A 20848-nucleotide genomic window follows, 5' to 3' on the forward strand; every position below is an offset into this window, starting at 1 on the left:
GGGGGCCGATGTAGCTTATTTCTTCGGCGATCGCGGCTGCCACCTCCGGATCAGTCGCCGGCCACCGGGTGCGGGTGGGACGGCGCGGGCAGGTGTCGGGCAGGTGTCGGGCAGGTGTCGCGCAGGTGTCAGGTCCGGGCAGATGTCGGATCCGGGCAGATGTCAGCTACTGCCACCCGCGGTGGCGGACACGACGCGGAGCAGGACGGTCAGGCGGTCCCAGGCGACGAGGGTGGCATCGTCACGCTCCTGGGTGGGCGGTGCCGCGGCGAGAAGCTGCACGGTTTTCACCGCCGCATACAGGTACAGCGGTCGGGGCCGCCAGGCGATCAGCTGCGGGTACGTCTCGTCCAGCGCCCGGTGGACGAGGTACCGGGCCGGGGCGTCAGGTCGATGCTGCCCGGAATCCAGCTGGTGGAGGATGGCGGCGGCAGCATCGACCTCGTCCGCGTCCGGTATCCAGGCGTAGGTCCGCAGGGCGGTCTCCGCTTCGTTGAGCGCCTCGCCCGCGGCTGCTATCGGGTCTCCGTCGCCGTGGGGCACGGGCGGCGGGGCCCAGTCATCGTCGTCGTCGGTCATAGAACCACCGTCCCTCACCGCGGGCGTCCCGGGCTGGCGACTGACGTCCTCCCCGCTCTGAAAGGTGGGCATCCCGACTCCTACGCACCCACCAAAGGGGGCGTGGTGGTGAGGTTCGCGGTTCGTCGGCACAGCCGATGCCATGCCTCCCCGCGCGTTCACCGCACGTCCTGCGGCAATATTCTGGGCGGCGCGTTGATGTCGGCGTTGCGCCGAAACCCGCAGGCGACACCTGCGAAGATGACGCTACCCGCGACGCATCACCGGCCGTCGACCAGCGCGTAGAACTCATCTATCCACGCCGGTGCCCCAACTGCCCCCAGGAAAGTTGATGTGATGGACGACAACACGACCGCGCAACATCGCAAAGCGGTGATATTCCGTGAGCTACACGAGCAGGCCAGTCCGTTTGTCATGGCAAATGCCTGGGACGCYGGAACCGCGCGCCTGCTGACGCAGGCCGGCTTTGTCGCCATCGGAACCACAAGTGCCGGGCTGGCCTTCAGCCACGGTGTGGCCGACGGCGCGAACCTGATCGACCGCACGCTGACTTTTGCCAACGTCCGTGCGATCGCCGCCGCAACCCCGCTACCGGTCTCCGCCGACCTCGAGAGCTGCTTCGCGCAGACACCCAGGGACGTCGAGAAGACCGTTCTGCTGGCCGCCGAGGCTGGAGCCGTCGGGGGGTCCATCGAGGACGCCACCGGAATACCGCAGGCGCCGATCCTGGCCTTGGATGACGCCGTCGCACGAGTCGGCCACGCGGTCGCCGCCGCGCGAAGCCTGCCCTTCCCCTTCGTCATCACGGCACGCGCCGAAAACTTTCTCTACGGCCACCCCGATCTCGRAGATACGATACGTCGCCTTCAGGCGTACGCGGCGGCCGGCGCCGATGTGCTTTACGCCCCGGGCCTGCTGGGCCCGGACTCCATCCGCGAGGTCTGTAAGCGGGTCCAGGGCCCGGTGAACGTCCTGGTGGGCCCGCCCCCGTTCCCGTCGGTGACCGAACTGGGCCTGCTCGGTGTCCGCCGCATCAGTTTCGGCTCCCTCCTRCCGCGTATCGCTCTCGCGGCCGTGCTGCGCGCGGCCCGGGAGATCCACGAAGAAGGTACGTTCTCATGCGCCGCCGAGGCGACACCCTATGCGCAGGCCAATCAGATGATGTCCTCGGAGGTGCGGTAGCGCGGGCAGAGGCGGCCGCTCTTCACGGCCGTACGGGTCCGGCGACAGGACCACCGGACCGTGCCGGCAGCACCACCGTCAGCGGTCCCCGGCCCATCGGCGGTCCGCTTCGTCCCATTCCTCGTTGCGCCTGTCCAACCCCTGCCGCCAGTTCTCGGCGTCCGAGGCACTGCCGTAGGGACCCAGGCGCCGATGACCGGGCGCATCCGGCGGGTTCTCCGCGCGTCCGTGGTCGAGACACCACCACCAGCCGGACGGGTTCCAGGCCGAACTGTCCACGGACCCGGACCCGGAACGGGAATGGGCCCGGCGGCGCGCCGCCATCCCTCGTAGCCATGTCCACATAGCCATCTCCTACCCGGGTCACGCCCGCCCGATCCCCACGCGGCGATGTCGTTCCGGCCGAGCCGGACTCACCCGATACGTCGACCGGCTCACCGGTTACGTCGACCGGCGGTAGGAAGACGATGATGCGAAGACGATGATGACGAGACGACAACAAGGAGACGACGATGAGCCACGAAACCACGCCGTCGCACGCCGTCGAGACCCGGCCGTTCCCACTGAAGCCGACGCCGATTCACGTGCCCGACGACGTGCTCGCCGACCTCCAGCGGCGCCTGGAGTTGACTCGCTGGCCGCTCGATGCGGGCAACGAGGACTGGTATTACGGCGTGAACCGCGCCTACCTGCAAGAACTTGTCGACTACTGGCGCACCGGCTACGACTGGCGCAAGTCCGAAGCCGCCATCAACGCCTACGAGCACTACCAGGTCGAGGTCGAAGGCGTGCCGGTGCACTTCATGCGCAAGGCCGGAGTCGGCCCCGATCCGACCCCCCTGATCCTCACCCATGGCTGGCCCTGGACGTTCTGGCACTGGTCCAGGGTCATCGATCCGCTGGCCGACCCCGGCGCGTACGGCGGCGATCCCACCGAAGCATTCGATGTGATCATCCCCTCGTTTCCCGGCTTCGGGTTCTCCGTACCGCTGCCGAACAACCCGGACCTGAACTTCTGGAAGGTCGCCGACCTCTGGCACACCCTCATGACTCAGACCCTCGGCTACGACAGGTACGCCGCCGCCGGCTGCGACGTCGGAGCCCTGGTTACCGGCCAGCTTGGGCACAAGTACGCCGACGAGCTGTACGCCATCCACATTGGCTCCGGCCTGAAGCTCACCCTGTTCAACGGCGACCGGGCCTGGGACCTCAGCGGCGGCCGGCCCATCCCCGACGGCCTTCCTGACGACATCCACGCCCAGATCGTCGCCGTGGAGAGGCGCTTCGCCGTCCACCTCGCCGCGCACGTGCTCGCCCCGAGCACGCTCGCCTACGGGCTGTCCGACTCCCCGGCCGGGATGCTCGCCTGGATACTCGAACGCTGGGTGAAGTGGAGCGACAACGGCGGCGACATCGAGACCGTCTTCACCAAAGACGACCTGCTCACCCATGCCATGATCTTCTGGGTGACCAACGCGATCGGTACCTCGATCCGCACCTACGCCAACAACAACCGCTACCCGTGGACCCCGTCCCACGACCGGCAGCCAGCCATCGAGGCGCCCACCGGCATCACCTTCGTCGGCTATGAAAACCCACCCGGCGTCAGTACCGACCAGCGGGTTCAGAACTTCCTCGACTCCGACCGCGCCGCCTGGTACAACCACGTCAACCTCAACGCCCACGACCACGGCGGCCACTTCATTCCCTGGGAAATCCCCGCTCAATGGGTCGACGACCTGCGGCGTACCTTCCGCGGCCGCCGCTACTGATCTTTAATTCGTGATGTCGCTGGATCATGGTGTTGTGGGTCATGATGGTCGCGGCCGATGCCGGGATCGTGGCCACCGACCCTTCGGCGCCGGCAGGCGAACCTGTAGGGCCCCACGCCAGACATCTTCCGGTCCTCATCCGCACCGCTCTGCCCGACCACGGCCGGATACCCGGGCCGGCCGGTCATCACGAGGCGAGCTGGCCCACGGTGATTCCGATGGCTTCGTAGGTGGCGGCGGCTCGCTGGTCGAGACTCATCAGAGTCGCCTGATGTTCGGCCGCGGTGAAGGCGATCAGGGCGTCGTAGGCCGGGCCGCCCAGGATAAGGAAAKGTCGGTTCGCTGGTTGGTGCGTACCGTCGGTGTCCAGGGAAGTCGGGTGATGCGATCGGTTTTGCACGGCCGGTGTAGGGTAGGCGACTGGCGCGGTGKCATCTCGCTTTAGGCGCGTGGTCCGGTACCTTTGTYCGCGCGGTTTCCCGCCCGTTTCTCATCCCGGCCGTCCATAGCATGCTCCGTCTCCAGCCGCCCCCCGTCAATCCGTGCATGTGGTTCTCCCACACACGGCTTACCGACGCCGTTCACCGCCGGCATTCGGTCTCTCCCGCCAGAGCTTTCCGGCCCTGGGAGTGACGACAATCCCAGACAGGCTGACCAGGCCGAGGTCCACCGGCCGGGAGCGTATCAGCRCCCGCCAGCCGAAGCCCATGCTGCGCCGGTGTCTGGCCCGAACAAACCGAGCCAGCCGTACCTGCGCGAACCGCCTGATCATAGCAAGGCGCCGTGCCGAATATCCGTAGCGGAAATATCCGGCCCAGYCACGCAGGAACAGGTTCAGTTCCCGCACGACCGCCTCTGGCTTAAGCAGCAGCCTGGACCGTCCCGTAATCTCCCGAATCMGATCCCGAGCATGCTGCATGGCCCTGTCCGAGGGCCAGCGCGCAAGAAACGCCACCCTCCGTCTGCCCCGGTCACCCCGCGACAGCACCAGGCGGTGATGGAAGCCCAGGAACTCAAGACCATCCCCTCCCACCTGTAGGTGAACGATACGGGTCTTGGCTGCCTTGGTCTCCAGCCCCAGATCAGCGAGCAACCGGACCAGACAATCCATCGCCCGCACCGCCTGATCCTCCGACCAGCACATCACGACGATATCGTCCGCGAACCGGACCATCATCCCGTCCCCGTCGTCCCATTCCCGGTCAAGCCGGTTCAGGTAGACGTTACAGAGTAATGGGGACAGCGGCCCGCCCTGGGACATTCCGCTGACCGGCCTCCGGACCTCGCCGTCGCGCATCACGCCGGCACGCAGGACAGCACGCACCAACCTGAGCATCGCCTGGTCGCAGACCCGTTCCTCGATCGTCTGCATCAACCCTTCGAACGGGATCGCCGTAAAGCAATCAGCGATATCCGTCTCCACCACCCACCGACGGCCCTTCCCGCACGCATCCACCAGCACTTGCAGTGCGTCATGAGCCGAGCGCCGCGGGCGGAACCCGAACGAGCACCCGGCCATGTCCGCCTCGAAGACCGGCTCGAGCACGATCTTCACGGCGGTCTGCACCACACGGTCGCGGACGGCAGGGATCGACAGCGGCCGGGACGCACCCTTGTCCCCCGGCTTGGGAATTTCTACCCGGCGCACAGGCAAAGGACGGTACCCCCCTTCCCGCAATTCGCCGCCCAGCTCGTCGAGAAGACGGGACACCCCGTACTCCTCGACCTGGGCAATGGTGGTCCGGTCAATGCCCGGCGCGCCCCTGTTGGCGCGCACCAGTGCCCACGCACGCTCCAGGACGTCCCCACGGTGGACCTTGTCCGAGAGCGCATGGAACCTCCGCCCGGGATCGGCCTTGGCCGCCCGGTACAGCGTGTGCTGCAAGACACGGACCGGATCCACTCGGGATCCCGAAGCGGCGGGAATAGCAGCAATGGCACTCACCGAGCCCCTCCTTCCAACTCCACGCGTCGACGAAGCAGCGRCCCTTCCCTCACCGCCGGTTATRTTGTCCGGCCGRCTCGAACGGTAATATGGCCGCCTCCGACGCCCACCCGGCCCGCCACCCACTTCCCGGGATCTCCGGTTATAGGGCACGGTTCTCCGGCAGCTTTCCGTAGACTGCCGGGCCGGGGAGGGCCTCCCCAGTTCCCACCGCCACTGTCAGCACGTTCCGCGCCCCATACGCCGGGGAGTTCCTCACGGCTGCAATTCCAGGATCTTCGCCGCTTCCGTGGCCTTCGCCCCGATAGTGAGAGGCTCGGCACTCCCTTTCCCACCCCGGAGGGCAGGATCCTCACGACGCCGCAGGCTTCGCTTTATGCTACGGACCGCGCTCTCGCYCCCCCTCTCACAGGGCCTTTGACGCTGGGCTTCGACCCCGCCCGTTTCCAGACGAARCCGCCAGCCTGCTACCGGGCCTCCTGGCAGCTACCMGGACCGGACTTTCACCGGCAAGCGACGGTGAGCTTACGAACAGCAGGATCCACCGCTACCTCACGGCTTCACCTCCCGTCCCGCTGGGCGCACACTAAGGAGAACGAAAGTAGCTGGACCGRCTACCAGCGGATGTAGGCGAGGTGGGGGTCACCGAAGAAGCCGATGACAAGCGCAGAGTTCTCCTGGAGCCTGCGAAGTGCGGTGAGGGCGTTGGAGTAAAGATCCGAGACCGATGTRATCATTTTTGGGTGCAGTTCTTGTGAAGTGAGTTGATCAGGGCGGTATGCGGTTGTCGGCGTACTGGTTGCGGTGGTTGCGGTGCTGTTCCTGTGCGATGTGGTACTTCCAGTAGTCGTCGAAGTCGCCGTTGGTGACCAGGGCGCGGAGCAGGAGCACGGATTCGGCGCCGTCGAGTCCCCATCGGGCACCGGTGATGTCCATCCGGTCCTTGACGAGGTGGCGGCAGGCTCCCTCGATGACACCGGTCGCGATCGGCCAGCCGCCCACCAGGGCGGTGGCGTAGTCAAGCCAGGGTGCCTTGGCGTCGAGGTAGTCGGCGCAGGTGTCGGYGCCCTTGCGTTCGGCCTGGTTGTAGCCGTTGTAGGTGGCGCGGCGGYGGATGCCGGTGGCGACCTGGCCCGCCCGGCCTTCCAGTACCTTGCGGGCCTTGTCGGTGACCCAGGCCTCGGCGTCGGGGTCCCCGGTGGTGAAAAACGACCAGGCGGCCTTCCACAGGTATTCCAGGACGTGGATGAGATCGACGACGATGTGGACGACGACGCCGCGGTGGGCCGCCTCGGCKGTGACGGCGTCGAGCTGGGTGTTGTTGCCGTCGACGAGCACGATCCAGGTCCGGGCGTGGGTCGGGTCGCGCCGTTCGGCCTCGTCGAACCCGGCCGCCACCACCGTGGCGATGTCGTCGACGACCGAGGCCGTCACCCACTTTCCGGTGGCCTTCGGCCCGTCGGGCCCGGTCACCCCGGGCGGGGGCAGCACGTCAGCCGGGGTACGCACGACCGGGACGACGTCGTGGACCGCGGCCAACTCCGCCATCCGTTTCCGCCCGTTCTTCTCCCCGGGCGACAGCCGTGTCGCCAGCTTCCGCCCCGCGGCGGCCGCCTTCGCGGTGGCCGGGCGCAGCCCCTCCGGCCGCATCACCACACCTTTCCCGTCGAACTGCAACACCAACAGCAGCCCGTCGGGCACCGGCCCGCACACCGGGGCCGTGTAGAAACCGGCCACGTCGACCGCCACCGACCGGGCCAGCTCGACAAGCTGGCGCTTACCGACCCTCACCCCGGYCGCCCGGGCGACCGCGGCGACCGCGGCGTCGAACGACCCCCGCGCGGCCTCCAGCGCCACCAGCCGGCGCAGCCCGTGCGAGTGCAGCCCCACCGGCAGGTTCAACACCCCGTCCGCCGGGTGCAGGTTGGCCGCCCCGGCGCCCGATAGGCCAGCCTGCTCACCGCCACCCGGCCGAACACCGTCGACAGCGCCCGCCGATGCGCCTTCTCCACCCGGGTACGGACCACCCCGTCCACCCCCGCCGGCGGTTCGGCCAGCCGCACCTCCCGCGCCGACCGCAGATCAAGATGGTCCTGGAACAGCGACCGCAGCAGCTCCCGGCCCCGGCCCTCCAACCACACCTCAAGACCCTCATGGGTCAGGCCCGCGGTCTCCGCCCCCGCAAGCCCCGCCCGCAACGCCCCGTACAGCTCGTCCGACCCGGCGAACGCACCCGCCGACACCCTCTCCGAGCCAACCTCATACCCTGACACCCAGGCTCCTTGCTCACGTCACGTTCTGGCTTCGACACCCGCGAACGTAGTGGCAAGGAGCCCTTTCACGATCAACCCAAACCCAGGGAACCGAGATCATCCAGCCAACGATCTCACTCTGAAGGATCTACACCCATCATTTTTCGGCCGATCTGTGCGGTCTTCACGTTGTTCCAGACCCACTCGTCCGGGTTGGTGTCGGGGGCATAAGGCGAGAGAAAGAAAATCCGGAGCCTACCGTCTGTTCCTGCGACGAACCGACGGACAGCCTTCGAATCGTGGTAACTGACGTTGTCGACGATGAGGAAGACCTTTCCACCGTCGTCTTGGAGCAGCTTCCGGCAGAATTCTATGAAGACCTTGGAGTCGACGGACCCGCCCTGCTGGAGCATGAAATGAAGCTTTCCCTGGGCGCTGACCGCGGAGAGCATGAGAACCGATTTCCGGTCTCCCGTTCGGCTGATCACCGGGGTTTCACCGACGGGAGCCCCCAGGACGCCCTCGACACCGCYTGCACCATCCACCTCCCCGCCGAACCCAGCTGAATCACTGCACCCCCAAAGGACTTCCAGGCTCAACCACTTAGCGAGGGTGCTGCGACCAGAGGCTGGCGTAAGCCGGGGTGCTTGTACGGACACACAAAGTGAGTATCTGGGTCGCAGCTGACCCCAAGACCGGCCTCCGCAGCAGCGGCCGCTTCACCTGGCGGTGGGCCGACCTCGGTGCAGCCGGGTCAGTCTTCCGCCAGCATTCTGCGGACCACTTGTTCGAGCTCGGGGAGTTTCTCCTGGAGTACCTGCCAGACGAGGGCGTCGTCGACGGTGGCGTAGCCGTGGATGAGGATGTTCCGGAAAGCGACTATTCGAGGGAGCTCGGGGATCGCGGCGGCGAGGTCGGGGGCGACCTTGGAKAGTTGGTTGAGGGCCTCTCCGATGATCTCGAACTCGCGTTCGACGGCGGCGCGGAGCATCGCGTTCGCCTGATAGTCGGCGAAGGTCTGGCCGTGGGCAAAATCCCGGACGAGTTCGGCCGCGTTCGCGGCATCCCAGAGGTACTTGCGTGGGTCAGGCGGCATACAGGGGCTGCCTGGTGCGCATGACCTGGTCGCGGAAGTAGGGGTTGCGGATGGCGGTGACGCTGACTACGTCGACGGCGCGGCCCAGCAGGCGCTCGAGTCCCTCTTTGAGGGCGAAGTAGGTGCCGTAGTAGTCGAATCCGTCGCGGCCGGCGTCGAACTCGACGAGGACGTCGACGTCGCTGCTGTCGAGGTCGAACRCATCGCTGGTCGCGGAGCCGAAGAGGTCGAGGCGGCGGATGCCGAGYCGACGGCAGAGTCCCTGGATCTCCGCTTGCCTGGTCTCGATCAGCGGATGCATGCCCACCTCCTCTGGGAAGATTGTGCCCGACCCCGCGGCCGGTACGCCTCATCGGGATGCCCGAAAAATGCCTCGGAGGGGCCGAGGTGCGACCTGGCCTGCCAGAGCCGGGGCAYGTCAGCCGTGACACTGACCTGGATCTCGGCGGGGCTGTTGGCGAGCACCACTCGGGCGGTGGCGAGCCCGCCGACGGCGCGCGTTGCCGTCGTTACGGCGGGAGTCACGCGGCGGACCTGGTCTCGATGCGAGGCTGTGCGGTGCGCGGTGGACCCTGCTCTCACATCTTGGGTGCTGTCCGCCGATTACCTGACCTCTGCCTGTGGAATGGCAGGCAGTGTGGGCGGCCGACATATCGGGCCAGCGGCGGCTGGTAGTCCCCATCATGATCATCGACCCGCGCGGTCTCGACCTCGGCCTGGCCGGCACCCGCGCCTGGATCGACCTCCACGACCTGYCCGCCGCCGACGTCGCCACCGCCCGCGCCCGGCTGCTCGATGGGCTGAACGCGGCGCGGACCGGCCGGGCTAAACCCGCCGGCCGGGTGCTCTTCTCCGGCGCTCGCTCCGTCGCCCGGGTAAGGGGGGATCAACCGAAACTTGGAGGACCAGTCGACCCAATAGCGCTGCTTTAAGGTGATCGTCGTGGTTCGAGGCAGTGAAGTTCGATGCGGCGGGTGACGGTGACCACGGCGGGTTCGCCGAGTTTTCGGGCAGGGAAGTCGCCGGTTTTCTTGGTTTTGCGGGGACTGGYGCGGTCGGGGCGGTCCCGGACGAACGTCGCGGGTTGCGAGATCTCGGGGAGGAAGGTGGCCAGGGCCCAATGGCCGTAGGTTAAGTGATCGTCGTGGGGTAGGCTTGGCTGGTGGGGCATGACGGGAGTGAGGGGCTGTCGCCGGAGGGCTGGTTGCCGGACCGGGTGACGGTGGGTGTGTTGACGCGGGTGTACCCACCGGAGCTGGTGGACCGGGTGTTGGCGGTGACCGACACCGCGGAGGTTCGCCGCCGGCTGTTGCCGTCGTGGCTGGTGGTGTACTTCGTGTTGGCGTTGTGGCTGTTCCGGGGCCGGAACTGTGGCTATGTGCAGGTGCTGGCCCGGTTGACCAGCGGGCTGCACTTCCAGCGCCGGGCGGCTGTGTTGGCCGSGGGTGGGGSGGGTGGGGCGGGTTGGTCGCTGCCGGCAAGCCCGTCGCTGGGCGAGGCRCGGGCACGGATCGGGTCGGATCCGGTGCGGATGCTGTTCGAGCACGCCGCGGGGCCGGTCGGTGTCGAGGGCCAGGCCGGGGTGTTCCTGCACGGCCTGCGGCTGGTGCAGATCGACGGGTCGACCTGCGATCTGCCGGACACGCAGGCCAACCGGGCGTTCTTCCCCGGGCCGTCGAACGCCGGTGGGCCGGCGCCGTTCCCGAAGGTTCGCTGGGTCATCGCCGCCGAGGCCGCCACCGGTGCCCTGCTGGGGGCGTCGTTCGGCCCGTGGAGCACCGGCGAGCCGGCGCTGGCCCGTGACCTGCTGGGGCAGCTGGGCCCGGGCATGCTCACGTTGGCGGACCGTAACTTCCTGTCCCACCGGCTCGCCGGCGAGGTCCTGGCGACCGGGGCGCACCTGCTGTGGCGGGCGAAGGCGACCTTCACGCTGGCCCCGGTCYACGTCCTCGACGATGGCAGCTACCTCGCCGAGCTGACACCTCCCCGCGGAAGCGAGGGACCACCACTGACGATGCGGGTGATCGAGTACACCGTGCACTCCACCACCGCCGGCGGCGACGAGAGCAGCTCAGAGCTGTTCTGTCTGGTCACCGACCTGCTCGACCCCGAGGAATGGTCCATGCTCGACCTGGCCCGCGCCTACCCGACCAGGTGGGGATGCGAGACCGTGATCGGCCACCACAAGACCGATCTCGGTGAAGGCCGACCCGTCCTGCGCAGCAAGGACCCCGAAGGCGTCGCCCAGGAGATGTGGGCCCTGTTCGCCGTCCACCAGGCACTCRCCCGCCTCATCGGCGTCGCTGCCGACACCACCGGCACCCCACCCGACAGGATCAGTTTCCGTCGGGCCCTCACCGCCGCGTCCGATTCCATCGGGACCGCGGCTTTCCCCCCCTGAACAGGCACTCCTCGCGTTCCTCCTTGAGATCTGCGACCCGCGCCTGGCCATCCGTGACCGCCCCGACCGCACCGCACCCCGCAAGACCCGCCGGCACAGCGACTACCCCCGCCGCACAACCGACGATCCACCCACCCGGCGCGTCACCCGCCGTCTCGAACTTCACTGCCTCGACTTCCGGTGACCAACCCTCCCTCAAACCTCCAAGGGATCACTTAACCTACGGCCATTGGGCGTTGGCCAATCACAAGGACGTGACCCGCCTGCCGATACCATCCTGGTCGAGGCGKACTCCCACCGCGGAGTTGACGATCATGTCAATCATTTCGTCACGTCGGCGCCCCAGACTCACCCGAACTCCGAGATCTCGGCCGATCCGCTGGAGGATCTGCTTGTTCCTGGCGATCCCCTCAAGGAACATGTGCGCCTCCTCGCGGCTACCCATCTCATCGAGGCGTTGGCGTACGGACGCGGAGTCAGGTTGACCAGCCACGACTGTCGATCCGTCCTTGATCGTRCCGACCCTCCCCCGCGGCACGCTTTCGGGCGCCGGCGGACTGGTGGTCCGTTCCCCGACTACGTCGGCGCCGAGGACCGGCCGGTCAGGCGCTCGCTGCACCGTGAGGACGAGCCGGCCAGCAGCTAGCTCAACCACGGTCTGATCATCGAAACTCCGGATGAGCGCCGAGACCCTCTCCAGCACTGCGAGGACGGCCGTCATGCCTTCAGCCATCAGCTCACGGTCCAATCCTGCTCTCGAATTCGTCAACTAAAGCACGGATTTCTGTTGCTATGTCGGGACGTAGTCCGAACACCGCTGGCAGGAGCCTGTCGACACCCGTCTGGAAATCCAGGCTCTCGCGCATCATCGCAGTAAATGTAGGGAAGAGGCGGCGAACCTCGTCGATAACCCGCTGGCTCGAGGGGGTGGGTCCGGGCCCCCCACCCCCATGCCTTACTCGAGTGAACACAACACCTAGAAAGGCAGGCGCCAGGTCTTCCACTCGGTTCTCGCCGGAGGGAGACCATCCAAGGATCTCGAAGTTATTCTTCTTGAAGTCGGTAAGTCTTTCGGTCAGATGACGGATACCGAAGGTAGCCAGCCTCTCCGGCTGCGCAGGGACCAGAACCCCTTCGCTGGCCACGATCGCAGATCGAGTGAGTATCTCAAAATCCGGCCGGCAGTCGATAAGCACGTAGTCGAATCCCTCACGGCGGAGCAGCCGTAGGCCATCGGCCAGTCGCATCACTACTCGGCGGTGACGATCCTGATAGCGGCGTGAACTGGGGTCACCGAGTTCTACACCGAGCCTGGCAGCAACGCCCTCAAGCTTCGGGGCGGAAGCCACAATTGCAAGCTCACCGCCGTTTCTCCTGGTATGCGCCMGAACTTCCTGCGGCCAGGAGACGTACCGCATGAGGTCTGGCCCAGCCCCTCGACGACCAGCTGCCATGTACCAGTCCGCGACGGTTCGCCGGTCAATCTGTCGCTCGACGTCCGCCGGCCGATAGAAGGAGTGCGTCAGGCTGGCCTGAAAGTCCAGGTCGAGCAGGAGAACACGACGTCCTCGACGCGCAAGCTCCGCACCGACGTTGGCCGTCAGAGTCGTCTTCCCGACACCGCCCTTGGAGTTGACTACGGTAGCGACCTGCATCATCAAACCCCGCGGACCTTGGATGCGCGACGGCGTTCGGTCGGCCGCAACTGGACCAAGCCGCTTCCCCGCCGATCCCGTGAGATCACAACGGCAAATCACCCCCATCTCCACAGCATGCCATCCGCCTGCGCCACATTCAGGWGAACGCCACGAATCKCTCCTGTGGTCGCACCCGATGACCATTCTGGGCCAAGCCGCCCTGAGCAGATCTGACCAGCAGGTTCGAACCGAGCCGGCCTACGCGGCTCCGTCGGATCGACCCTGAGGTGCCACGACTTCGCCAGTGTGTCGATGGTGGTATCCTGTGCGACAGCTTGGCCACGTGGGCTGGTCGACTCGGCGAAGGCTCCCGCCACCCRCGCTGGACGGTCCCACTTGGCGGCCTGCCCTGAGTTCTTACTGACTCGGCACCATGTCGCACGGCTTTCCGAGGGGGTGACCGAGCTGGCTGAGCAAGCTGGCAACGACAGCGACTCCGAGGACCTGCGCGACGACGACAGGGCCGAGCTTCAGGAGGTGGACCCCGACCCTCCGCAGATCAGCTACAGCGGCACCGACTTCGACGTCGAGGGTCTGGTCCGTCGGCACKATCGGGGCGACATAATAGTGCCGTCCTTTGGCAATGATGATCCCGGCATCGAGACAGCCGGCTTCCAGCGCGAGTTCGTTTGGAAGCGTTCGCAGATGGACCGTTTCATCGAGTCCCTACTGCTCGGATACCCCATTCCGGGTATATTCCTTGTCCAACAACAGGACCGCCGCTATCTCGTTCTTGATGGACAGCAGCGGATAAAGACCCTGAGCCTCTTCTATAATGGCAGCATCAACGGGCGCGAGTTCGCACTTCAGAACGTGGCCGCCAGATTCCAGGGGCTGACCTATCAAACTTTTTCACCCGAACAGCGTCGCACGCTCGACAATRCCTTCATCCAGGCGACAATAGTCAAAACCGACGGCAYCCGCGAGTCACTCGACGGCGTTTATCAGATCTTCGAGCGGCTGAACTCGGGCGGTACGCAGCTCAYRCCGCACGAGATTCGCGTGGCGCTCTATGCAGGCGAGTTCATCAAGTTCCTCACCGCTCTGAACGAAAACCCGGCGTGGCGCGCTCTCTACGGGCCGCCATCACCACGGCTACGCGATCAGGAGATCGTGCTCAGATTCATCGCCCTCTACGTGTCACCGGGTAGCTATAAGCGCCCCCTCAAGAAATACCTGAACGATTTTGTTGGCGCTCACCGCCGACTGAACGAACTGGACGCCGAGTTGATCGAAAAACGATTCGACAGGGCAGCACAGCTTGTGTTGGAGGAGGCCGGAAGAAGCGCCATTCGCGGCCGGGGGCGTCAGCTCAATGCGGCTCTCACCGAGGCGCTTTTGGTAGGATTGGCCCGTAGGCTTGATGCCGGTAGCGAACCGACCGCAGCTGAGGTAAGCCGCGCCATCGACGCGCTCCTCAACGAACCCGACCTGGATTACGTGACCACGCGCGCAACGGCCGACGAGGAGAGTGTGCGGATGCGCCTGGCGCTGGCAACGAGAGCTTTCTCCCGCATCTGACATGAGCAGGCGAGAACGCGCCGAGACCTGGCCGCCGACTGAGACCAGAATTATTTTAGACCGCCTGTCCGAGCTAGCTGCACTGGTACAAGATCAGGCAAGAGTTGCGGATAATCAGGAGGTCGTTTCCTGGCTTGCGCGACTACTGGTGATCCGAAGCTGCGGATATCTGGAGCAGACCGTGGCGGGGACATTCCGCGCCTACACCAGCAGGCTGTCCTACGGCCACGTCAGGAACTTCTCGCTTGGCTGGTTGGAGCGGACGCAGAACCCGACGCCTGCGGCGCTCGAGACCCTGGCCGGGCGCTTCGACCAAGGCCTGCGCCAGGAGCTGAGCGCACTGCTCGACGCGGACGACGGTCGGCTGCGCCGCGAGCTGGCCACGTTAGTCGATCGGCGGAACAGGATCGCCCACGGCCTCAACGAAAGCGTCGGAGTCAGGAAAGCATTAGAGCTCCACAGAGTGGCCTGCGAGGCCGCCGACTGGTTCATTCTTCGCTTTGGGCCTTCCTGAGYCCCGGACGCGCAGTGCCGGAATTCGCCGAGCGGCGGCGGACATGCCAGTCTGATAGTGATGGTGGAGCGCGGTGCCTGCCCCGGGCCGGCGCACCCAGACTCGCCGGTGCCCAGTAGGTCCGCGTTCCCTTCCCAGAATGGTTCCCGAGATGTCGCGGGCGGCCGGGCGGGGCACCAGAACCTGCGGTGACTCTGACCTCCAGAATGTGCTCAACCGACCTTGGCGAGACCGGTCGGGTTGCGCYGGTCCCGCGGCGCGCCCGGGTGAGGGTACCCCTCCTCGCCGAGGTCACCGCGGCCCTTGTCGAGGTCACTGTGGGCGTAGCCCTCAGCCAGGATCCGCTGGGCCGACCCGTTGACAGGCCGTCCGGCCAACGTCCCCGATCGCCGGTCGAGACCGGCGCGCAGCAGGGCGATCAGCGCCCCGATGAGCAGCCCCCAGACCACGACCATGCTGAACGTCATCAGCAGCCAACTACCCCAACCCCAGTTGTACCCACCCCAGACCATCATCATGATCTCCTCCTCTCTCGTCCCGGCCTCCTACGGCGGGCCGTACCTCTACCTTCGGCCGGCGCGGCCGACGGGACGAGGGCTGTTCGTCCCGGACCGGTACGACGCCAGGCCCGTGCCGGACATGCCCTCGGAACCGCCTCCACCCGATCCAGGGGTCCGCGGCGGCGGGCCACTGTCAGGACCTCGCGCCAGGTAGAACCACCGTCTCGCGGCGGGTAGAAAGGACGCTATGCGTCCCCGGGCGGTCACCCGCGAGCAGATCATCGCGGCGGCCGACACGATCGCTCGGCGCGACGGGCTCGACCATCTCACGGTCCGACCCCTGTGCGCGGAGCTCGGCGTTACGGCCCCCGCGATCTACCGACGCTTCCCCACCAAGAATCTCATCGTCGAGCGCGTCGTTGACGACGCGCTCGGCCGCATCGACCTTCCAGGCCCCGAGACCGGCGACTGGGCCGACCGCCTAGGGCGCTGCTTCACCAGCGCGCATGACGTTGCCGCCGCCTACCCGGGGCTCGCGGCACACATGGGTCGGCAGATGGCCGGCAGCCCCTCCGCGGTACGCAACGCGAGCTTCCTGCACGATCTGCTCATCGACGCCGGTATCGGACCGGAGGACGCGAACAGGATCATCTGCACGATGTTCGTCTACCTCTGGGGACACCTGCTGGCAGCCGAGGCCGTGGCCGATCTGCTCGGCTCGACCGGCACCCGGGACCAGTTCCTCTGGGGCCTCGACCACCTGCTCGGTTCCTTCCGTCGGCAGTTCGGCGGACCCGTGCCCGGCACCGGGAACACCCCGGAAGGCTGACCGCCGCGGTCGACCGAGTTGGACCGGTCAGCGAGCCTCTTTTCTCGCCCACACCGCCCGTCGAGCCGTCGATGGGGGCCTACCACGGGATGTTGCCGATCATGGTCCGGGCGCACGGCAAGATCACAATAGCAAGCGCAAACATCTTGCAAGCACACAGCAAGCAGTCCGGAATCCCCGGAGGAAAACCGGGTCGAAATGCCATTACGTGGTATCAAATTTACACATGAATTAGACCGAAATATTCTACCGAGACCGCCACTCTTTCGTTTCTTCGATCAGCTCACGAACAGCGTGGAGTTGCCATTTGACCCCGCCCAGCGTCATTCGTCCGCCTCTATCTGGCGTCCCTCATCCACCGTCGAGAAACCATGATGGATCGGTGATTGACATTCTGTATCGGCTACCGGAGGCTCCAGGCTGACTGCCGTGGGGAACGACGATCATCGCACCTTACGGCAAGACCGCAATCATGATCCATAAGACTCTCGGTAGAGGTGAATCATGGTCGATATTACCAGAATTCGGCGCCTGCTGCCAGCGCTCGTCGCGGCCCTGGCGCTGACGATAGTCTCGGCTCCGGCCGCTAACGCGGCGTCGGGCAACCCGGGTGTCGTGCCCCCGGGGGCACGCGTATTTGGGAAGAGCTATGGTGCCTGGTCGGCGGCATGGTGGCAGTACGCACTGGCGCAGCCAACCACCACGAACCCGCTGATTGACCCAACTGGCGCGTTGTGTAACGTGGGCCAATCTGGCTCGGTATTCTTCCTGGTCGGCGCCTTCGGTGGCGAAAAAGTCGTTCGAAACGATTGCACGGTACCCGCGGGCAAGGCACTCTTCTTTCCGCTCGTCAACGTCTTCGACGCCAACAACCCCGGGGAAAATCGCACGGCCCGGGAGCTGTGGCGCGAGATGGAGGCAGGCTTGTCGTTCGCCAACCTCCACGCCAGCGTCGATGGCATACCAGTAGGAAAGCTGCGAAGGTACCGGGCTTGCGCCGGACCCGTCCACCGGTGCGCGCATCCGTTCAGCATCACGCTCCCCGATGACAACATCTTCAATGCCCCGGCGGGCATCTACACGCCTGCCGTGGCTGACGGCATCTACCTACTCCTCAAGCCACTTGCGCCGGGCCKCCACACGATCACCTTCGGTGGAACCGGACGATCCGACATCACCGGCCCCTTCTCCGCAGATATCACCTACCATCTCACCGTCCGGCCAGGCCATCACCATGTTCACGATCGGTACGCGTCGAGTTCCGACAAGTAGCGGTCCAAACCCTCGAACTTGGTAGTTGCAGCGGGGCTGCCTCGCTCTGAATGATGCGTGACCTGGGCACGAGACCGCCGTGGTCACCTGGCTTTCTGGGTATTCGCGGGATTCGTGATGACCGCCGCCGCGCGTCGAGCACCGGTGGGCTTCCGCATGTTTCCGATGTCAACCTTCGAGATAGCCGACGTGTCGCCCCATAAAGGTGGCCTTCTGTACGGGACGAGGAAGATCTGATCGTCAACATCCCGTCACAGAGGGCCACCGCATGCTGACACCCAGGTGGAACACGATGATCAGACGGCGTGGGCGAACTCGGTGAAGGCAGTTGATAACTGCGGCAACGGGTCGGCATCGGTCCCGAGTTCGTGGTGGCCACGGCAGATGCTCTRGACGGGGGCGTGCCCGGCTCCGACGGTTGGACGGAGCGGAGGCGTTTCAGCCCGCGTCCTCTCACCGATGCCCTCCGGACAACCCGATCCGGCTGTACCAGTCACCGTCGGTCGGCTCCGATCAGCTCGCATTCCGATTTTTTCAGTACTCCAGGCCACCCCCACCAGCTGGCGCTGCCGCGGTTTCCTTTTCCTCTGGCTTTTCGGCAACGACGGCCTCGGTGGTGAGGAACAGCCCGGCGATGGATGCGGCATTCTGCAGGGCGGAGCGGGTGACCTTGGTCGGGTCGATGATCCCGGCCTCGAGCATGTTGACGTGCTCGCCGGTGGCGGCGTCCAGCCCCCACCCCGGTTGCAGGTTGCGGACCTTCTCGACCACGACGCCGCCTTCCAGGCCGGCATTGACCGCGATCTGCCGGAGCGGCTCGGTCAACGCGCGGCGCACCATCTCGGCCCCGGTCCGCTCGTCCTCAGCCACCTCCAGCCCGTCGAAGACAGCCCCCGAGGCCAGCAGCAGAGCCACCCCACCGCCGGGGACGATGCCCTCCTCAACGGCGGCCTTCGCGTTGCGGACCGCGTCCTCGATGCGGTGCTTACGCTCCTTGAGCTCGACCTCGGTGGCCGCGCCGGCTTTGATGACGGCCACGCCACCGGCGAGCCTGGCCAGCCGCTCCTGCAGCTTCTCGCGATCGTAGTCGGAGTCCGACTTCTCGATCTCGCTACGGATCTGGCTGACCCGACCGGCGATCCGGCCCGGGTCGCCGGCGCCCTCGATAATGGTCGTGTCATCCTTGGTAACGACAACCTTGCGGGCCCGGCCAAGCAGRTCGAGGTCGGCGTTCTCCAGCCTGAGACCAACCTCCTCACTGATCACCTGACTGCCCGTCAGAACGGCGATATCGCCGAGCATGGCCTTGCGCCGCTCGCCGAAACCCGGCGCCTTCACGGCCACGGACCGGAACGTACCGCGGATCTTGTTGACGACCAGGGTCGCCAGGGCCTCCCCCTCAACGTTCTCGGCGATGACCAGCAGCGGCCTGCCGGCCTGCATGACCTTCTCCAACAGCGGGAGCAGGTCCTTGACCAGCGAAATCTTGATGTTGGCGACCAGGATGTAGGGGTCCTCCAGGACGCACTCCATCCGCTCCTGATCAGTGATGAAGTACGGCGAGATGTAGCCCTTGTCGAAACGCATACCTTCGGTGAGCTCCAGCTCGAGGCCGAAGGTGTTGCTCTCCTCGACGGTGATGACGCCGTCCCGGCCGACCTTGTCCATCGCCTCGGCGATGATCTGGCCGATCGCGGTGTCCCCGCCGGCCGAGATCGAGGCCGTTGAGGCGATCTGATCCTTGGTTTCCAGCTCCCTGGACAGATTGGCCAGTTCCCCACAGACCCGCTCGACAGCCAGCTCGATGCCACGTTTGAGGGCGATCGGGTTCGCGCCCGCGGCCACGTTCCGCAGGCCCTCATGGACCAGTGCCTCCGCCAGAACGGTCGCCGTCGTGGTGCCGTCGCCGGCCACCTCGTCGGTCTTCTTGGCGACCTCCTTGACCATCTCGGCACCGATCTTCTCATACGGATCTTCGAGCTCGATCTCCCTGGCTATGGAGACGCCGTCATTGGTGATGGCGGGAACGCCCCACTTCTTCTCCAGGACGACGTTGCGCCCCTTCGGACCGAGCGTCACCTTCACGGCGCCGGCCAGCTGGTTCATGCCACGTTCCAGCCCGCGCCGTGCTTCCTCCTCGTAAGCGATGATCTTTGGCATGATAGTTCCCCTGAAGCAGAACGCGACCGGACTCCGCAAACATCGCAGGCCCATCCTCGCGACATGCAACACCTTAATTACAAATCGTCGGTATCGCCTGCTGGCGGGGCAAGCCGACCGGCTAGACAGGCCGGGTCTGCCGGGGTCCCGGTGGAGGGCGCGCTGGCGGGTCCGGGTACCAGGCGCGCTCAGTTGTATACCAGGCGCTCAGTCAGCTTTGGCCCTCGGGGCCGGTGCCTTGRCCCTCGGGGCCGGTGCTGATCTCGRTGTGCTTGGGCTGGCTCCGCTTGGCCTTCGCCAGCCGGATGGTGAGTACTCCGTCGGCCAGGGTGGCGTGCACCGATTCCGGATCAATGTCACCCGGCACGGCGATGCGGTGCTCGAACCGGCCCACCGGGCGGCTACGGCGGCGCAGTACTCCCGTGCGTTCCCGCTCCTTGATTTCACCGGTGACGAACAGCTCGYTGTCACGCAGGTCCACGGAGATGTCCTCCCGGCGCACCCCGGGAAGATCGAGATCGATCACGAACGCGTCCTCGGTCTCCTCAATGTCGACCGGCTGCACCATRCCGCCCAGCAACCGCGCCGGACGGCCCTCGACGCCGCCTATGACGTCGCCGAGCAGATTGCCCATGCGGGTCCAGGCGTCCTCGATCTCCCGGAACGGATCCCACCGTGCCAGCGTTCCCAGGCCTTCTCCGCGTCGTACGGGTAGTGTCATGATCCTCACTCCTTCCGGCCAGGCCGGCCGGCTATCACCTTTGCGTCCAATTGACTATGCCTTGCCTCTACCCCTGCCTCGCCGGCCCGAAAACTGCGGGCCGCGGCCGAGAGACACCCGGCTGCAGCCGGCTGTAGGCCAGAAATCGGCTGTAGGGCCAGAAAGCGGCGCTGCCCGGTGCTGCCCGTCCTGCCGGGCTCAGGCCCCCGGTCCCTGTCCTGACCCGGCCCGATCCTGCCCCGGCCCGGCCCCGACCGGTGTGGCTCTGCCAGCTCTCCCGGTGCTCCAGCTCTCCCGGTGCTCCAGCTCTCCCGGTGCTCCAGCTCCCCTGGCAATCAGGACCTACTGGCGATCAAGGCCTTTTCGTGATCTCTTCCTTCGCCTGCCGACAAGCGATACTCCGTAGG

20 protein-coding genes and 1 pseudogene are annotated in these 20848 nt (G+C 66.2%); 8 read left to right on the top strand and 13 right to left on the bottom strand.

What is annotated here, in order from left to right; translation table 11 throughout:
- Positions 1–162: 162 nt before the first annotated feature.
- Positions 163–579: a hypothetical protein gene (locus tag Manayef4_RS13040; RefSeq protein WP_035733326.1), complete on the bottom strand. Its 417-nt coding sequence runs from the start codon at positions 577–579 to the stop codon at positions 163–165.
- Between the two features lie 336 nt (positions 580–915).
- Between Manayef4_RS13040 and Manayef4_RS13045 the strand changes: the two genes are divergently transcribed.
- The gene (locus Manayef4_RS13045) at positions 916–1761 is read left to right on the top strand and encodes an isocitrate lyase/phosphoenolpyruvate mutase family protein (protein WP_070131770.1); all 846 of its coding nucleotides are present in this window, start codon (positions 916–918) and stop codon (positions 1759–1761) included.
- A gap of 512 nt (positions 1762–2273) precedes the next feature.
- Positions 2274–3533 (top strand): epoxide hydrolase family protein, encoded by a 1260-nt coding sequence (locus Manayef4_RS13055; protein WP_011436615.1) that lies wholly within the window; start codon positions 2274–2276, stop codon positions 3531–3533.
- 187 nt (positions 3534–3720) lie between these two features.
- Here the strand turns inward: Manayef4_RS13055 and Manayef4_RS13060 are convergent, their stop codons facing one another.
- The 7 genes and pseudogenes from Manayef4_RS13060 to Manayef4_RS13090 all read right to left on the bottom strand — a co-directional run bounded on the left by Manayef4_RS13060 (position 3721) and on the right by Manayef4_RS13090 (position 9127).
- Positions 3721–3933: a hypothetical protein gene (locus tag Manayef4_RS13060; RefSeq protein ID WP_070131771.1), complete on the bottom strand. Its 213-nt coding sequence runs from the start codon at positions 3931–3933 to the stop codon at positions 3721–3723.
- Positions 3934–4101: 168 nt separating this feature from the next.
- Positions 4102–5478, bottom strand: a complete 1377-nt coding sequence (gene ltrA / locus Manayef4_RS13065) for a group II intron reverse transcriptase/maturase (RefSeq protein ID WP_070131772.1) — start codon at positions 5476–5478, stop codon at positions 4102–4104.
- A 614-nt stretch (positions 5479–6092) separates the two neighbouring features.
- A complete protein-coding gene (locus Manayef4_RS26370; RefSeq protein WP_255361210.1) occupies positions 6093–6215 on the bottom strand; it encodes a hypothetical protein in 123 nt (40 codons plus the stop codon).
- Positions 6216–6246: 31 nt separating this feature from the next.
- A pseudogene (locus tag Manayef4_RS13070) lies at positions 6247–7721 on the bottom strand (ISKra4 family transposase).
- A 143-nt stretch (positions 7722–7864) separates the two neighbouring features.
- The gene (locus Manayef4_RS23010; RefSeq protein ID WP_175443381.1) at positions 7865–8329 is read right to left on the bottom strand and encodes a transposase; all 465 of its coding nucleotides are present in this window, start codon (positions 8327–8329) and stop codon (positions 7865–7867) included.
- A gap of 155 nt (positions 8330–8484) precedes the next feature.
- Positions 8485–8826 carry a HepT-like ribonuclease domain-containing protein gene (locus tag Manayef4_RS13085; RefSeq protein WP_011436609.1) on the bottom strand — a complete coding sequence of 114 codons (342 nt, stop codon included), beginning with the start codon at positions 8824–8826 and terminating at the stop codon, positions 8485–8487.
- The gene (locus Manayef4_RS13090) at positions 8816–9127 is read right to left on the bottom strand and encodes a nucleotidyltransferase domain-containing protein (RefSeq protein ID WP_070131774.1); all 312 of its coding nucleotides are present in this window, start codon (positions 9125–9127) and stop codon (positions 8816–8818) included. The genes Manayef4_RS13085 and Manayef4_RS13090 overlap by 11 nt, the downstream gene beginning before the upstream one ends.
- A 382-nt stretch (positions 9128–9509) precedes the next feature.
- Here Manayef4_RS13090 and Manayef4_RS13095 point away from each other — a divergent pair, with 382 nt between their 5' ends.
- Both Manayef4_RS13095 and Manayef4_RS13100 read left to right on the top strand, forming a co-directional pair.
- Entirely contained in the window at positions 9510–9758 is a 249-nt protein-coding gene (locus Manayef4_RS13095) for a hypothetical protein (protein ID WP_139140079.1), read from the top strand.
- Between the two features lie 230 nt (positions 9759–9988).
- Complete coding sequence (locus Manayef4_RS13100) at positions 9989–11227, top strand: IS4 family transposase (protein WP_070131776.1); 1239 nt, start codon at positions 9989–9991, stop codon at positions 11225–11227.
- Positions 11228–11471: 244 nt separating this feature from the next.
- Here Manayef4_RS13100 and Manayef4_RS13105 read toward each other — a convergent pair whose 3' ends face one another.
- Positions 11472–11960 carry a hypothetical protein gene (locus Manayef4_RS13105; protein WP_011436599.1) on the bottom strand — a complete coding sequence of 163 codons (489 nt, stop codon included), beginning with the start codon at positions 11958–11960 and terminating at the stop codon, positions 11472–11474.
- Between the two features lie 4 nt (positions 11961–11964).
- Positions 11965–12885: a ParA family protein gene (locus tag Manayef4_RS23015; RefSeq protein WP_175443382.1), complete on the bottom strand. Its 921-nt coding sequence runs from the start codon at positions 12883–12885 to the stop codon at positions 11965–11967.
- Positions 12886–13320: 435 nt separating this feature from the next.
- Here Manayef4_RS23015 and Manayef4_RS13110 point away from each other — a divergent pair, with 435 nt between their 5' ends.
- The gene (locus tag Manayef4_RS13110) at positions 13321–14445 is read left to right on the top strand and encodes a DUF262 domain-containing protein (RefSeq protein WP_254665631.1); all 1125 of its coding nucleotides are present in this window, start codon (positions 13321–13323) and stop codon (positions 14443–14445) included.
- A 1-nt stretch (position 14446) separates the two neighbouring features.
- Complete coding sequence (locus Manayef4_RS25000; RefSeq protein ID WP_011436596.1) at positions 14447–14959, top strand: HEPN domain-containing protein; 513 nt, start codon at positions 14447–14449, stop codon at positions 14957–14959.
- Between the two features lie 212 nt (positions 14960–15171).
- On the opposite strand, the gene Manayef4_RS13120 is transcribed toward Manayef4_RS25000, so the two are convergent.
- A complete protein-coding gene (locus Manayef4_RS13120) occupies positions 15172–15477 on the bottom strand; it encodes a hypothetical protein (RefSeq protein WP_070131777.1) in 306 nt (101 codons plus the stop codon).
- A 229-nt stretch (positions 15478–15706) separates the two neighbouring features.
- On the opposite strand from Manayef4_RS13120, the gene Manayef4_RS13125 reads away from it, so the two are divergent.
- Both Manayef4_RS13125 and Manayef4_RS13130 read left to right on the top strand, forming a co-directional pair.
- Positions 15707–16288: a TetR/AcrR family transcriptional regulator gene (locus Manayef4_RS13125; RefSeq protein ID WP_011436594.1), complete on the top strand. Its 582-nt coding sequence runs from the start codon at positions 15707–15709 to the stop codon at positions 16286–16288.
- A 504-nt stretch (positions 16289–16792) separates the two neighbouring features.
- Positions 16793–17560, top strand: a complete 768-nt coding sequence (locus Manayef4_RS13130) for a hypothetical protein (RefSeq protein WP_139140081.1) — start codon at positions 16793–16795, stop codon at positions 17558–17560.
- Between the two features lie 534 nt (positions 17561–18094).
- On the opposite strand, the gene groL is transcribed toward Manayef4_RS13130, so the two are convergent.
- Positions 18095–19720, bottom strand: a complete 1626-nt coding sequence (gene groL, locus Manayef4_RS13135; protein WP_011436592.1) for a chaperonin GroEL — start codon at positions 19718–19720, stop codon at positions 18095–18097.
- A gap of 211 nt (positions 19721–19931) precedes the next feature.
- Positions 19932–20441 (bottom strand): Hsp20/alpha crystallin family protein, encoded by a 510-nt coding sequence (locus Manayef4_RS13140; RefSeq protein WP_070131779.1) that lies wholly within the window; start codon positions 20439–20441, stop codon positions 19932–19934.
- Positions 20442–20848 lie beyond the last annotated feature (407 nt).

It is taken from the genome of Frankia sp. CgMI4 (assembly GCF_001756285.1).
Lineage (GTDB): Bacteria > Actinomycetota > Actinomycetes > Frankiales > Frankiaceae > Frankia > Frankia casuarinae.

Coding starts and splice junctions, on each gene's coding strand:
- Manayef4_RS13040 (WP_035733326.1), bottom strand. CDS start 579: ATGACCGACGACGACGATGACTGGGCCCCGCCGCCCGTGCCCCACGGC.
- Manayef4_RS13055 (WP_011436615.1), top strand. CDS start 2,274: ATGAGCCACGAAACCACGCCGTCGCACGCCGTCGAGACCCGGCCGTTC.
- Manayef4_RS25000 (WP_011436596.1), top strand. CDS start 14,447: ATGAGCAGGCGAGAACGCGCCGAGACCTGGCCGCCGACTGAGACCAGA.
- Manayef4_RS13125 (WP_011436594.1), top strand. CDS start 15,707: ATGCGTCCCCGGGCGGTCACCCGCGAGCAGATCATCGCGGCGGCCGAC.